Annotated in this window: 14 protein-coding genes; all 14 read right to left on the reverse strand. The window is 55.1% G+C overall.

Features of this window, described 5'->3' with window-relative positions; all coding sequences use genetic code 11:
* Nucleotides 1-59: 59 nt before the first annotated feature.
* Nucleotides 60-482: a ClpXP protease specificity-enhancing factor gene (locus ACTRWH_RS20285; protein WP_177190669.1), complete on the reverse strand. Its 423-nt coding sequence runs from the start codon at nucleotides 480-482 to the stop codon at nucleotides 60-62.
* Between the two features lie 56 nt (nucleotides 483-538).
* Complete coding sequence (locus tag ACTRWH_RS20290; RefSeq protein WP_036203714.1) at nucleotides 539-1,168, reverse strand: glutathione S-transferase N-terminal domain-containing protein; 630 nt, start codon at nucleotides 1,166-1,168, stop codon at nucleotides 539-541.
* Between the two features lie 108 nt (nucleotides 1,169-1,276).
* Nucleotides 1,277-2,032, reverse strand: a complete 756-nt coding sequence (locus ACTRWH_RS20295; protein WP_036205673.1) for a cytochrome c1 — start codon at nucleotides 2,030-2,032, stop codon at nucleotides 1,277-1,279.
* The gene (locus ACTRWH_RS20300) at nucleotides 2,032-3,264 is read right to left on the reverse strand and encodes a cytochrome b (RefSeq protein WP_007154595.1); all 1,233 of its coding nucleotides are present in this window, start codon (nucleotides 3,262-3,264) and stop codon (nucleotides 2,032-2,034) included. Before ACTRWH_RS20300 ends, ACTRWH_RS20295 begins: the two co-directional genes overlap by 1 nt.
* Entirely contained in the window at nucleotides 3,264-3,860 is a 597-nt protein-coding gene (gene petA / locus ACTRWH_RS20305) for a ubiquinol-cytochrome c reductase iron-sulfur subunit (RefSeq protein WP_036203711.1), read from the reverse strand. The genes ACTRWH_RS20300 and petA overlap by 1 nt, the downstream gene beginning before the upstream one ends.
* Nucleotides 3,861-4,101: 241 nt before the next feature.
* Nucleotides 4,102-4,494: a 30S ribosomal protein S9 gene (gene rpsI / locus ACTRWH_RS20310; protein ID WP_007154597.1), complete on the reverse strand. Its 393-nt coding sequence runs from the start codon at nucleotides 4,492-4,494 to the stop codon at nucleotides 4,102-4,104.
* 12 nt (nucleotides 4,495-4,506) lie between these two features.
* Nucleotides 4,507-4,935: a 50S ribosomal protein L13 gene (gene rplM, locus ACTRWH_RS20315; RefSeq protein ID WP_007154598.1), complete on the reverse strand. Its 429-nt coding sequence runs from the start codon at nucleotides 4,933-4,935 to the stop codon at nucleotides 4,507-4,509.
* 286 nt (nucleotides 4,936-5,221) lie between these two features.
* Nucleotides 5,222-6,010 (reverse strand): TatD family hydrolase, encoded by a 789-nt coding sequence (locus ACTRWH_RS20320; RefSeq protein WP_151982840.1) that lies wholly within the window; start codon nucleotides 6,008-6,010, stop codon nucleotides 5,222-5,224.
* A gap of 17 nt (nucleotides 6,011-6,027) precedes the next feature.
* Nucleotides 6,028-7,608, reverse strand: a complete 1,581-nt coding sequence (gene prfC, locus ACTRWH_RS20325; protein ID WP_036203705.1) for a peptide chain release factor 3 — start codon at nucleotides 7,606-7,608, stop codon at nucleotides 6,028-6,030.
* A 122-nt stretch (nucleotides 7,609-7,730) separates the two neighbouring features.
* The gene (rimI, locus tag ACTRWH_RS20330) at nucleotides 7,731-8,213 is read right to left on the reverse strand and encodes a ribosomal protein S18-alanine N-acetyltransferase (protein ID WP_462826784.1); all 483 of its coding nucleotides are present in this window, start codon (nucleotides 8,211-8,213) and stop codon (nucleotides 7,731-7,733) included.
* Between the two features lie 3 nt (nucleotides 8,214-8,216).
* The gene (locus tag ACTRWH_RS20335) at nucleotides 8,217-9,020 is read right to left on the reverse strand and encodes a 2-isopropylmalate synthase (RefSeq protein ID WP_462826785.1); all 804 of its coding nucleotides are present in this window, start codon (nucleotides 9,018-9,020) and stop codon (nucleotides 8,217-8,219) included.
* Between the two features lie 27 nt (nucleotides 9,021-9,047).
* Nucleotides 9,048-10,598, reverse strand: a complete 1,551-nt coding sequence (locus ACTRWH_RS20340; protein WP_036203699.1) for a 2-isopropylmalate synthase — start codon at nucleotides 10,596-10,598, stop codon at nucleotides 9,048-9,050.
* 82 nt (nucleotides 10,599-10,680) lie between these two features.
* Nucleotides 10,681-12,396, reverse strand: a complete 1,716-nt coding sequence (locus ACTRWH_RS20345) for a bifunctional protein-serine/threonine kinase/phosphatase (RefSeq protein WP_305937535.1) — start codon at nucleotides 12,394-12,396, stop codon at nucleotides 10,681-10,683.
* Nucleotides 12,393-13,862, reverse strand: coding sequence for an MFS transporter (locus ACTRWH_RS20350; protein ID WP_462826786.1), 1,470 nt, complete (start codon nucleotides 13,860-13,862; stop codon nucleotides 12,393-12,395). The genes ACTRWH_RS20345 and ACTRWH_RS20350 overlap by 4 nt, the downstream gene beginning before the upstream one ends.
* Nucleotides 13,863-14,233: the final 371 nt, after the last annotated feature.

Below are 14,233 nucleotides of genomic sequence, written 5' to 3' on the forward strand. Positions count from 1 at the left end.
GCCAGCTGTTAAAAACAGCTGGCTTTTAGGCATCCTGACACTTTCCCTTCAAGACAGTGCTATTTCACGACCTTGAGCGTTGGCCGACCGCTGGGCCGGTCACCACCTTGACCGTTATCACCACTACCATGCTCGGAATCCTTACCACCAGGTCCTTCCGGATCAGGGGAGCCTGGCTCGCTACCGAAGACCATGCCCTCACCATTCTCCTTTGCGTAAACCGCCATGACAGCCTGCAACGGGATAAAGACCTGCATTGGCACACCGCCAAAGCGTGCGCTGAATTCCAGAGCGCCGTTACCAATCACCAGACCACGCACAGCTCCAGGACTGATATTGAGCACGATCTGCCCATTGGCCACATGCTCAGTCGGAACCTGAACGCCCTGCACTCCCGCATCCACAACAATGTAGGGCGTGCAGTCGTTGTCGAGGATCCACTCGTTGAATGCCCGAACGAGGTAGGGACGGCTTGATGTCATCGTTATCTTACTATCAGGCACTGCCTTTCTCCTGAACCGGTTTCAGGCGCTGCATATCAGTTACGGATATCTTCTTCCAGGTCTGACAGGCTCGCCTTGAAACCTTCACGACTGAATATGCTATCCATGTACTTTTGAAGCGGCTTCGCCTGCTTTTCATTCAGCTCAATACCCAGCGACGGCAAGCGCCACAGAATCGGAGCAATACAGCAATCCACGATCGTGAACTCTTCCGACAGGAAAAAAGGCATCTCACCGAACAGCGGCGCCGTGGCCAGCAAACTCTCGCGAAGCTCTTTTCGGGCTGCATCCGACGCCTTTGCGTTGGGCTGAGCCAGAATCTGATCCACCAACCCACACCAGTCTTTCTGGATGCGATGGATCATCAGGCGACTGTTCGCACGCGCAACAGGATAGACCGGCAGCAATGGAGGATGCGGGAAACGCTCGTCCAGATACTCCATCATGATGTTTGGCTCGTAGAGCACAAGGTCACGATCCACCAGCGTCGGCAGGGCATTGTACGGATTCAGGTCAGCCAACTCTCCAGGCGGGTTATCCGGATCAACGTTCACGACGTCAACCGTCACCCCCTTCTCTGCCAGCACAATGCGGACTCTGTGGCTGTAATGACTGGCCGGGTCCGAGAAAAACGTCATTGATGACCGCTTGGTCACAACGCCCATAGAACTACCTCACGATTTGACTAACCGAATTGATCCTGAAAAACGCAAAAATCCAGCGGGCCGGCTATTGCCCGCTGGAACTCAGGGACAGGAATTATACCTGAAATCTCAGTGTACGTCCTTCCAGTACTCGCGATTAAGCAGGTAGGCAAAGATAAAGAAGATCGCCACAAAGATCAGTACGAACATACCCAGCCTTTCACGCTCAACCTTTATCGGGTCACCCATGTAAGACATGAAATTGGTCAGGTCGTACATAGCCCGGTTGAATTCCTCCGGCTCCATGGAGCCTTCTGTTTCCCATTCCGGGCAAATGTCTGCATTACGAACATCGCCGCTGAGAGGATCAACACTCGCACCCTCACCAATTCTCGGCTCAACCGCACACAGCCCCTGCAAACCGATCAACACATGGGGCATACCAACGTTTTCGAAGACCACGTTGTTCACACCCAGCGGACGACTTTCATCCTTGTAAAAGCCACGAAGATAGGAATAGATCCAGTCTTCACCGCGAAGACGAGATTCCAGGGTCAGGTCAGGTGGCGGAGCACCGAACCAGCTCGCAGCCATTTCCTTGCTCATGGAGTTCTTCATGAGTTCACCGATCTTTGCACCAGTGAAAATCAGATTCTCCTCGTAAAGCTCGGCGGGAATCCCCAGATCATCCGATACACGCTTATACCGCGCATACTCCATGGAGTGACACCCCATGCAGTAGTTGGTGAAAAGGGCCGCACCGCGCTGAAGCGACGCTTTGTTGGTATGGTCCGGCTCCATGGTATCAAGCGGCACGGACGCCCCCGCTGCCAGCCCGAGAGCTGGCAGGATCGCTATGAAAAGACCAACTATCAGCTTTCTCATCATCCTGTCACCCTCTCTGGAACTGGCTTTGTTTTCTCCATGCGTGTGTAGAACGGCATGAGAATAAAATAGAGGAAGTAAAGCGTTGTCAGGATCTGGGCAACCGTTGTGCGACCCTCAGTGGCCGGAACAATACCCAGGTACCCCAGGACAATGAAGCTGATGGCGAAGATCGTCAGAGCGATCTTGCTCAACCAGCCTTTGTAGCGCATTGAGCGTACCGGACTTCTGTCCAGCCAGGGCAAAACAAACAGGATGGCGATAGCAGCCCCCATCACGACAACACCCCAGAACTTCGCGTCCAGGCCGAAGAGGTCAATAGTCACCGCCCGCAACATGGCGTAGAACGGTGTGAAGTACCACACCGGCGCTATGTGGTCGGGCGTCTTGAGGGCATTGGCAGGCTCGAAATTCGGCTTTTCAATGAACAACCCGCCCATCTCGGGGAAGAAGAAGACCACGATAAAAAAGATGAAGAAGAAAACACCGACGCCCAACAGGTCATGCACCGTGTAATAGGGATGGAACGGTATACCATCTTTGGGAATGCCGTTTTCGTCCTTGTTCTTCTTGATATCAATACCGTCAGGGTTGTTGGAGCCAACTTCGTGCAACGCAAGAATGTGCAGCACCACCAAACCAAGCAGAACGATTGGTAATGCGACAACATGCAATGCAAAGAATCGGTTCAGGGTAATACCAGAGATCAGGTAGTCACCGCGGATCCACAGCGACAGATCATCGCCAATGACCGGAATGGCGCCAAACAGGTTTACGATCACCTGCGCACCCCAGTAGGACATCTGGCCCCAGGGCAGCAGATAACCCATGAATGCTTCGGCCATCAGAACCAGGTAAATCAGCATACCGAAGATCCAGATCAGCTCGCGCGGCTTTTGATAAGAGCCGTACATCAAGCCACGGAACATGTGGAGATAAACCACCACGAAGAACGCGGAAGCGCCGGTGGAGTGCAGGTATCGAAGCAACCAACCCCACTCAACATCACGCATGATGTATTCAACTGACGCGAACGCACCTTCCGCTGTGGGGTTATAGCTCATGGTCAGCCAGATACCGGTCACGAGCTGATTCACCAGCACCAACATCGCCAGCGAACCAAAGAAGTACCACATGTTGAAGTTCTTGGGCGCGTAATACTTGCCAACGTGCTTGTTCCACGCATCGACAATTGGAAGACGTTCGTCTACCCAGTTCACTAACTTGTTCATTATGCGGCCCCCTCAGGATCCAGACCGACGGTCAGAGTGTTCTCGTCGTCAAAGCGATAGGGAGGCACCTGAAGATTCGAGGGTGCCGGCATATTCGGATAGACACGCCCGGCAAGGTCGTAACGGGAGCCGTGACACGCACAATAGAAGCCGCCAAGCCAGTTTTCCCCGAGATCGGCTGGAGCGACTTCTGGCCTGAATTGGGGAGAGCAGCCCAGATGGGTACAGATACCGACGAGAACAGCGTACTCGTCCTTGAGTGCCCGGAGCTCGCCTTCGATGTAGGCAGGTTGGTCCGCTTCCTTGGAAAGAGGATCCTTCACCTGGTCATTCAGCTCGAGAATGTTTTCGTTCATCTCTTCGGTGCGGCGAATAACCCACACCGGCTTACCGCGCCATTTGACGGTCATTTGCTGACCTGGCTCCAGTTTACTGACATTGACGGTGACCGGTGCACCGGCTGCTTCCGCTTTGGCACTGGGATTCCAGGATGCTACGAAAGGCACGGCCGCACCGACGACGCCGACACCACCCACCACAGACGTGGCACCGATCAAAAATCGGCGCCTGCCTTGGCTCACGTCGCCATTACTCATTATGGTTATCTCCCATCAGGCGACATACAGCCCTGCTTACAGGGAAACTGCACATCGAAAAGGACTTCTCTCAACCTAAAATTATAAGCGCTCAAATGGTAATGAAATTACCCTGCCCTTACAAGTCGGAAAGGCTTTGAGCCGGGCCATTACCTGTCTCAAGCCTGTTCGAAACTGACTTCCCAGACAACAAAAAACCCGGCCAATAGACCGGGTTTTTTCGGATCTGCTCCAGCGATTTTTAACGCTTGGAGAACTGAGGACGCTTACGCGCCTTCCGCAGACCAACTTTCTTACGCTCCACTTCACGAGCGTCACGGGTAACGTAACCCGCTTTACGCAGCGCAGGGCGCAGCGTTTCATCGTAATCCATCAGGGCGCGAGTCAGGCCGTGACGAATAGCGCCCGCCTGACCACTGATACCACCACCTTTAACAGTGATGTTGATATCGAAACGATCCGTGGATTCAGCAACCACCAGGGGCTGACGAACAATCATCCGCAGAGTTTCGCGACCGAAAAACTGCTCAATGGAACGACCGTTGATAGAGATGTTACCGCTTCCCGGCTTGATGAAAACCCGAGCCGTGGATGTCTTGCGGCGACCAGTACCGTAATTTTGTGCTACAGACATATCCGCCTTCCGTTAAATGTCGAGTTCTTTGGGCTGCTGGGCTGCATGAGGATGCTCAGCGCCGGCATAAATTTTCAGCTTCTTGAACATGGCACGGCCAAGCGGGCCATTCGGAAGCATGCCTTTAACAGACTTCTGAATGATTTGCTCAGGAGCCTTGTCGACCAGCTTCTCGAAGTTGATGGACTTGATTCCACCCGGAAAGCCGGTGTGACTGTAGTACATCTTGTCAAATGCTTTTTTGCCGGTAACCCGTACCTGACTGGCATTGATAACCACAATGTAATCACCAGTGTCGACGTGAGGGGTGTACTCAGGCTTATGCTTGCCCCGCAGACGACGGGCGATTTCAGTTGACAGACGACCCAGCGTCTTGCCGGCTGCGTCTACAACGTACCAGTCACGTGTTACTGTTTCTGGTTTCGCACTCAGAGTCTTCATTGATTCCGCCTTGAACGCTATATAAGAAACGTTAAAAACCACCACCGGTAAATGCTCGGCATCCGGAGGAGGTTCTTTACCTGTATGTTATGCGGCAGTGACATCATTCGGGGCTGAGATGATGGCATCGCCTTGAAAAGCCAGGGCGCGAAGTATATCCGAACCCAAAAAGAAAGCCAACCCTGAAAGGGACTGTTTCGTTATTCACGTATCCTCATTGCTACCGCGGAACGGAGCCACCAACCAAAGGGCACCGAAACAACCCGTGGTCGTCATTTCCACGACTCTAGCGCTCGGAAGCGCCGACTTCGTTCCAACCATACAGCCGCTGCACGTTGCAGAGCAGCGACTGGGCCAGGTCTTCGAGCCCCGAATTCCGCAACCGTGCCAGGGTGGCTAGTATCGACGGCAGGTACGCAGGCGAATTATGCCCCGCCTCGACGCCCGCTGGCGCCATATCAGGCGCGTCCGTCTCGAGGATCAGCGCATCAACGGGCAACCGGGCGATGGTATCCCGGGTCTTTCGCGCTCGCTGATGGGTAATGACACCACCAACACCGATGAAGCAACCAAGGTCAATCAGCTTGGTAGCCTGCTCATAGCTGCCCGAAAACCCGTGCACCAACACCCGCCCTGAAAAGCGCTTGCGCCGCAGCACCTCATAGACCTCGTCGTGGGTCTTAACGGAGTGAATAACCAGCGGTAAATGTACAAGCGCAGCAATATCAACCTGCCCTTCAAACCAGGCGTACTGATCCCGCATGTCCCCTTGGAGCCGATCCAGGCCGCACTCCCCCAAGGCTACACAATGACCTGGACGGTCTTCGAGCAAGCCTTGCAATGCGCATAGGTCATCAGCGGTATGCTCAGCCACATACCAGGGATGGATTCCGAGACAGTAGTAGAGCCCATCGTATTCCGATGCAATGCGACTCACTCTGCTCCAGTCGGGCCGCCGAACGCCGGGAATAACGAGATTCGACAGACCACTGCTGCGAGCGTCCTCAAGCACTGCCTTGCGACGCCCATCAAACTCAGGGAAGTCAAAATGGCAATGAGCATCAATGAGTCGCATTCACTCACTCCAGCCTACTAGTGCTCCCGTGTTTTATGGAAGCTGATCTCTGGATAGCGCTCCTGGGCCAACTGCAGGTTGACCATCGTTGGCGCAATGTAGGCCAGTCGGTCGCTGCCATCCAGAGCCAGGAAATCGTTAGCCTTACGCTCGAACTCATCCAGTTTACGCTCATCAGAGGCCGTTACCCAGCGTGCCGTTGCAACATTTATCGGCTCATACACCGCCTCAACCTTATATTCGCTCTTGAGCCGACTAACCACCACATCAAACTGCAGGACACCCACCGCTCCCACGATCAGGTCGTTGTTTCGAAGCGGGCGAAAAACCTGTACCGCGCCTTCTTCCGCAAGCTGGATCAAACCCTTTTGCAGCTGCTTGGACTTGAGCGGGTCCTTCAGGCGAATACGACGGAACAATTCCGGTGCAAAATTGGGGATGCCGGTAAATTTCATATCCTCACCGGCAGTGAAGGTATCTCCCAGCTGGATGGTGCCGTGGTTGTGAAGGCCGATAATATCGCCTGCGAACGCCTCCCCCGCGTGCTCCCGATCACCTGCCATGAAGGTCAGCGCATCGGAAAAGCGAACTTCCTTGCCGATTCTCACGTGACGCGCTTTCATGCCCTGATTGTAGCGCCCCGACACGATCCTCAGAAAAGCCACACGATCCCGGTGCTGGGGGTCCATATTCGCCTGAATCTTGAACACGAAGCCCGAGAAGACATCCTCTTCTGGTTTCACTAATCGCTGATCGGTTTCACGCGGTTGCGGTGTTGGGGCCCACTCCACCAACCCATCAAGCATGTGATCCACACCAAAATTGCCCAGCGCCGTACCGAAGAACACCGGCGTGAGCTCGCCCGCAAGGAAGGCGTCCAGATCGAACTCATGGGACGCTCCTTTGACCAGCTCAATCTCGTCTCGGAGATCACCAGCATAGCCTCCCAGAACCTCGTCCAGCTCAGGATTCTCAAGCCCCTGGATCACTCGTTTTTCCTGGATGGCATGGCCCTGACCGGATTTGTACAGGATCACTTCGTCCCGGGTCAGGTGATAGACACCTTTAAAATTCTTCCCCATACCGATGGGCCAGGTAATCGGTGCGCAGGCGATTTTGAGGACATCCTCAACCTCATCCATCAACTCCACGGGATCACGCGTATCACGGTCCAGCTTGTTCATGAAGGTCAGTATTGGCGTATCCCGCAAGCGGGTTACTTCCATCAGCTTGATCGTGCGCTCCTCAACACCCTTGGCGCTGTCGATCACCATCAGGCACGAATCCACCGCCGTTAACGTGCGGTAGGTATCTTCCGAGAAATCCTCGTGGCCAGGCGTATCCAGGAGGTTGACCAGGCGCCCGCCATATGGGAATTGCATCACCGAGGTGGTGACGGAAATACCACGCTCCTTTTCCATCTCCATCCAGTCGGATTTTGCGTGCTGCCCCGACTTCTTTCCCTTGACCGTGCCGGCTTTCTGGATGGCCTGCCCAAACAGCAGAACCTTCTCTGTAATGGTGGTTTTACCCGCATCCGGATGCGAGATAATCGCAAACGTGCGGCGCTGGGATACTTCGCTGGCAAGGCTGGTCATAATTGGTAACAACCTGGTTCGGAGAGACTGAAAAAACGGACGTCATTATAGGGATATTAAGGCACTGACGCGAACCCGCATCCGTTGAGAGCGTGCCGATCTAACCGCGGAGTTTCGAGGGACTATCCGCCCAAGGGTAAGGCCATGACCAGTGCGTCTTCCCGCTCGCGGCCTGCAGGGTAGTAGCCCTTCCTGCGACCAATCACGTCAAAACCTTCCGCCGCGTACAGATCAATTGCTGCACGGTTTCTGGCGCGCACCTCCAGTAAAACCTGGCTCATGCCATCCCGCGCCGCCTCCAGCACAAGGTGCCGAAGCAAACGGCGTCCTCCGCCATTGCCCTGTTTAGCCGGTGCCACGCACAAATTCAGCAAATGGGCTTCACCCGCCATATAAGCGACGACGGCGTATCCACTGAGCCGCTGCCCCCACTCGAGTGCCCAGAGCCGATAGTCAGGCCGAAAGCACCCCAAAAAAACGGACTCGCTCCAGGGGAAGGAGTAGCCCTGGGCTTCGATATTGAGGACGTCAGGCAGATCCTCCTGGCGTAAGGCCCGGATCATGAGGTCGGCACTCTCTATCTCGCGGTATAGATCCTGACCCACAAGTCAGCCCCCGACAGCGGACTTCAACTGCTGCCAGAGCTCACGCTTGTAAGCGGGCACCGCAGCCAATTCGGCAAGAGTATGGGAGAAGTCGACAGCAGCATCACCCAGCGCATCGTCAAGCAATACAGCTCTTTCTGAGGGAGAATCGTTGGTTAAAACTCCGAGCAAGACCACTTTGCGGGCACCGAAGTCATTGGCCAGGAAATGAAGAGTATCGCGAAAACAGTCTGCGCTGTTTCCTGGAACCCTCAGATTTCCAAACACCGGCCAGCGAAGCTCGCGCCCTTTCTCAATCCGGGTTTCACCGACCGCTGTCAGGATGTTTTTTGCCAGTGTGTCTTGAAGACGTGTGCTAGCCTCGTCGGATACACCACTGATCAGCACAAGCTGCTCTGAGAACCAGAACCCAAGGTGGGCGTGAATCTGGCGGGGCAGCTCCCCAGCAGCGTCCACTGTTTTTTCAGGCGACTCGTCGGCCGGTGCCTTCGACTCAACGGCAACTGGCGTTTCCGGAACCTTTTCGGGCACCGTTACGCCAGCAGGTTCCGGCGTGTCATCGGCCATCAGCGCCTGGATGCCGGCGATTCTGTCCTTGCTGACACCATCAACCTTACGCTGGGGAACGGATGGCCGCGCCGGAACCGGAGGCGGTGCAATCGCAGCAGCTTCCAGCTCCGGCTCATCCTGCTCGGGAAAGGCGAATTCAGGGCTCGGTGCGGCGCCGGGTAACGCCTTCCTGGCGTACCAGAGATGGATTCCCGCCTTGCCCAGATAAAATTGACGTTCTGCCTCCGGCATCATCATTGTACTAGCCCCCTTCGCCTACCCTGCTCAGACATCAGCGCCCTGCGGGTGCTGCCGAACACCGCCCCGGCTGATCAGGTTCAGGGCCTCAATGTAGGCCTTTGCGGAGGCGATAATGATATCGGTATCGGCGCCGATGCCGTTCACAATTCGACCACCGCGCTCCAGGCGTACCGTTACTTCCCCCTGGGCATCCGTACCGCTGGTAATGTTGTTCACGGAATAAAGCTGCAGGTTACAGCCGGAGTCTACCAGGGACTCAATAGCCTTGAAGGTGGCGTCAACCGGCCCGCTGCCTTCTGCCTCTACCTTGTGCTCCCTGCCATCCACCAGAAGGGTCAAGCGAGCCCGGGGAATAACACCGGTCTCAGAGCACACCTGCATAGTAACAAGCCCATAGCGGCCGTCTTCTTCCTTCTGCCGGGTATCGCTGGCAATCGCCTGAAGGTCTTCATCGAAAATCTCATGTTTGAGATCAGCCAGTGCCTTGAACCGGGTAAAGGCTTCATTAAGCTCTGTTTCTGTCTCAAACTGGATGCCGAGTTCCAACAGGCGGGAACGGAAAGCATTACGGCCAGAATGTTTGCCCAGCACCAGGCTGTTGGTGTGCCAGCCCACGTCCTGTGCCCGCATGATTTCGTAGGTTTCCCGATGCTTCAGGACGCCATCCTGATGAATACCTGATTCGTGGGCAAAGGCGTTTGCACCAACGATCGCCTTGTTAGGCTGTACCGGAAAGCCGGTGATGGTCGATACCAGTCGAGAGGCAGGCACAATGTGCTGAGCATCTACCCGGGTGTCGATAGTGTAAAGATCCTGACGGGTACGAACCGCCATCACAAGCTCTTCAAGAGAAGCGTTCCCTGCCCGCTCACCGAGCCCGTTGATGGTGCATTCCACCTGCCGGGCGCCGCTGCTAACGGCTGCAAGGGAGTTTGCAACCGCAAGCCCGAGGTCGTTGTGACAGTGAACGGAGAACACGGCTTTGTCGGCGTTCGGAACACGGTTTAGCAACTGACGGATGGTCTCCCCAAACTGCTCCGGAATGGCATAGCCCACTGTATCCGGAATGTTGATGGTTGTTGCGCCGGCCTTGATAGCCGCTTCGATAATACGGCACAGAAAATCCAGCTCTGACCGACCGGCGTCTTCGCAGGAAAATTCAACGTCGTCAACATGACTGCGGGCACGCCTAACGGATCTGACGGCCTGCTCAACCACGTCATCCGGCTGCATCTGCAGCTTGTACTGCATGTGAATCGGAGACGTCGCAATGAAGGTATGGATACGTCCGCGCTCGGCCGGCCTTATGGCCTCCGCGGCGCGGTCAATGTCCTTATCCAGTGCCCTGGCAAGACTGCAAACGGTAGATTCCTTGATAGACTCTGCAATCGACTTTACCGCCTCGAAGTCACCCTGGCTGGCGATCGCAAAACCCGCCTCTATGACGTCAACCCTCAGCTTCTCGAGAATCCGGGCTATCCGCAGTTTCTCCGCTTTTGTCATCGTTGCGCCGGGGCTTTGCTCACCGTCACGCAATGTTGTGTCAAAAATAACCAGGTGATCGTTCGCAGGCATGGCGCTCTCCATCAGGGCAACTGAAGACCAGTTTCACGGGAGTATATCATCGATTGCGATGCCCACGGGGCGTGCATAGTGTTTAGTCGACGCCGTTCATCCAGACCAGCCAAATCAGCAAACCATTGAGCACCAGAGAGACAACCGCGATGAAACGCCAGTTTTCCGGTGGCACACGGTCCACGAGCGGGCGCCATTCGGTGGGTGTCAGCGCCGGGTTGGGATGTCCGAGATCCCTCAGGAATTCCGACAGCGAAGGGTATCGGGACTCCGGCCTCAAGGAAACGGAGCGTTGCAGGCAGGCATCCAGCCACACCGGCAGGTCTGGGTTGAATTCGCGTATACTGCGATAGCGCAAACGGCGACGGACGGAGGGTCTGGGAGGTTTCGCATAGGGAAGCTGACCGGTCAACAGCTCATAGGCAATCACCGCCAGGGAATAGCGGTCAGAGGCGGGTGTTGCCCGATCACCCTCAAGACACTCCGGCGCAGCGTAGCTCTCAGTCCCCAGGCAGCCATCCTGCCCCCACGGAACATCAATCTCCTCAATCCCTCGAATTCGTACCGCGCCCAGGTCAATGATTTTAACTGTCCCGTCTCTGGCAATAAGTACGTTTTCTGGCTTGAGATCCTGGTGCACCATTTCAAGACGGTGCAGAGCCCGTAAACCAATGGCAATCTGCTGAATGAGGTTCCTCACGTCGGCAGGCGTTGGCAGGGGGTTGTCGTTCATCCACTCGCGTAGCGTCGGTCCCTGAACATATTCGGTGACACAATAGAGGCAGCGTCGGTTCTGGGGCGGCTCAATAAACCGGACAATATGAGGACTGTTTACACGGCGCCCCACCCAGCACTCATTGAGAAAACGGTCGATATAGGCCGGATCATCCACAAAGTTCGGCGATGGCGTTTTGATAATCACCGGCTCACCGCCGGCATCGGGGCTGGCAAGGTAAACCTGGGTGCGGCGGCTGGCGTGGATTTCCCTGACAATCCGATAACCGTCAAGCCTTTGCCCAGGTTCCAATGGCGGCGGGAATGCCAGCGACGTCAGCCGCTCATAATGAGCCTCAACGTCTTCCACTGGCAGATGCTCAATATTAAGTACCTGAGCACTCAGGTTGTCGGGGCTTCCAGCGGAGTAGGCTGCGTCCACCAGCGCCCTGGCGACCTCATCCGCATCACTCTCCGCTGCAAGTCCGGCCATAACGACTGGGTCGAGATACCCGTGCACACCATCAGTGGTCAATAGCAAACAATCACCGGGCAGAAGGTTTGCCCGGAATACATCAATTTCGACATTCAGCTCAGCCCCCATGGCCTTTGTCAGCGCGCCCCTATCGGCGCCTACAACTGCATGATGGTCCCTGGTCAGGCACTCCAGTTCGCCGTTGCGAACAAGACAAACCCGACTATCCCCCACATGAAATACATAGGCTCGATTGTTCTTGATGACGACACCGCTAAAAGTACACACCATCGCATGGGCATCTGCATGGCCGGCGTGACCACGACCGTGCAACCATCGATTCAAGGCCCCAAGGACACGACCGGCCGCAGTTTCAACGGCCCAGGAGTCCGGCGTACTGTAGTAGTCGTGCAGAAACCCTTTTACGCAGGTCTCAGCCGCCTCACGGCCTGCGGCTGAAGCACTCACCCCATCGGCAATAACAGCAGCAACTCCCTTGAGAACGAGGGCCTCGCCTTCTGGATACCGAATACCCAGGCTGTCCTGATTCTCGGCCTTCCGGCCGGCGATGCTGTATTGGCCGGCCTGTAATTGGAGGCGACCACTCACGTTACGTCAATCATTCTGACGGAACCATCCGGCATAACCTCGCTTGTTTGCGGATCAGGTTCATCCATGAAGATCATCACCAGGGACATGATTGCCAGAGCAATTGCTCCCAACACCAGGAAGAACTGATCTGAGGGCACCAGGGCCAATACAACCAGGAAGACAACACCTCCTACATTGCCGTAGGCACCTGCCATCCCCGCAACCTGGCCGGTAAGACGACGCTTCACCAACGGAACCGACGCATAGACTGCGCCACATCCGCCTTGCACAAAGATCGAGCAGAGCACAACCAGAGCGACCGCCAATGGCAGAGGCCAGCTGCTATCAATCCTTGCCATGAAGAAGTATCCAACTGCGATACCGGCCAGCATCAGTATCGTAATCAGCTTTCGCCCATAGCGGTCCGCAAGATAGCCGCCGCCGGGGCGCCCAAACAGGTTCATCAGAGCAAAACTCCCGCCGAGCATCCCCGCCAACATGGGAGAGATATCAAACGTATCCAGGAAATACAGCGGCAACATGGAGACCACCGCAAGTTCCGATCCGAAGCTCGCCATATATACGAGATTTAAAAGTGCTACCTGCTTGAACGGGTAACGATCAAATGCCGGTACAGGCCTTTGAAAGACGTGACCGTTTATCTGCCAAATCCGCAAGAACTGGACAGCTGCCATCACCCCTATCGCACCATAAAGAAGATAGGTTGTCGGAGCCCCCAGCATACCGAGCTTATAGGGCCCCAGTTGCCAAACGATCAACGCCAAAGCAAAGAACAGCGGCAAGTTCATTACCACGTAAAGGACGAAATCGCCCTTGCTGGTGACTTCCATCGCACCGCCCCGCTTTGGCTTGAAGTAAGTCGAACCTTTTGGGGTATCGCGAACCAGGATGAAGAAAACCGCCGCGTAGATAATCGCGATAACGCCGGTCGTGCCTACCGCCCAGCGCCATCCGTTATCACCACCAAACCACAGCGCTACTGCCGGCAATGAAAGCCCCGCAAACGCAGCACCAAAGTTACCCCAACCGCCATAGATACCCTCAGCCAGCCCCAGCTCCTTCGCCGGAAACCATTCACTTATCAGCCGGATACCCACAACGAACCCCGCACCAACAAAGCCCAACAGAAACCGGGTCACAGCAAGCTGCTCAAAGGTTGTGGAGAGTGAAAATGCGATGCAGAGAAGCCCCGACACAACAAGGACCAGGCTATACACACGGCGAGGGCCGAGTGCATCCACTAACATACCGATAAGAATTCGAGCTGGTATCGTCAATGCCACGTTGAGCAGCAACAAGGTATTTACTTCCGAGGCTGACAACCCGAACTGATCTCGAATAGAAGACATTAGGGGGGCGTGATTAAACCAGACCAGGAAGCTTATAAAAAACGCTACCCAACTCAGGTGAAGAACTTTGATCCTTCCTACGAAAGAAAAGAATCGAAAAGAGGTATCGCTCATACGTTGGCCTGTAAACATGCTGAATTTGCCAACAGATCGTGAGGAAGGTTCTAAAGAAGGGGGGCCAAATGTGGCGAGCTATCAAAGCAAAACAGGAATGGCCGACACCTTCACTTCCTTCTGACGGCGTCGTTGCCGGTACCTGTTGGAGCCTAACTCTAGACCCGATACTTCAGCAAAATATATTCCAGAATATTTTTAATTTTTAAAAACAATGCATTGCGAATATTTCCAAGGGCAACAAATCCCCAACAACGCACCAATGCTGGGCAACCCGAGCGGCACCGCACCACTATAGGTTATTGGTCGTTACTTTTTTACAGGCAATAAAAAACCCCCGTCGGCGAAGCCGCGGGGGTTTTTGGTATTAA

It is taken from the genome of Marinobacter sp. G5_S1_61_S3 (assembly GCF_054968585.1).